1 protein-coding gene is annotated in these 509 nt (G+C 49.7%); it reads left to right on the top strand.

Features of this window, described 5'->3' with window-relative positions; genetic code table 11:
* Window positions 1-509, top strand: a 509-nt coding sequence (locus R7Z49_RS27820) for a trypsin-like serine protease (protein WP_318112888.1), incomplete at both ends; no start/stop codon positions are given.

Here is a 509-nt window from a genome sequence, read left to right as displayed (position 1 = left end):
GGGACAAACGTCCACGACCGACACCAGTGGCCCGAACTATTTACGATGGGCGGAGGTTCAACCGCTTTCTGATGCCCAATGTGCTTCTCTCGTTGTGGGGTATAACGATCAAGAAAACATTTGTGCAAATGGCTTTCCAGACCGTAGCTATACCGGAATATGTAGTGGGGACTCTGGCGGCCCACTCACCTATCAAGACAGCAACGGTATGTATCAGCAAATCGGGATTGTGAGTTACGGCTCATCCATTTGTGAGTCGGCAGCCATTCCGAGCGTCTTCACAGAGATTCTGAATTACACCTCGTGGATAGAGGCAAGAACCAGTTCTGGGGTCAAAACCGTTTATAACGCAAGCTTAGCAGCCTTAGAGGATTACCATAGCGAAGGTGATTCAGGCTTTGATCCAGAAGACACTAATGTTTCAGGATTTAGCGATAACGGCAGCGGCGGTGCAATAGGTGCAGGGGTGTTGTTCTTTGGAGGATTATTAGGGTGGCTGCGACGCAGAA

This window comes from Vibrio sp. 1562 (assembly GCF_033340155.1).
Lineage (GTDB): Bacteria > Pseudomonadota > Gammaproteobacteria > Enterobacterales > Vibrionaceae > Vibrio > Vibrio alginolyticus.
This window is presented reverse-complemented; position numbering and strand designations above follow the sequence as displayed.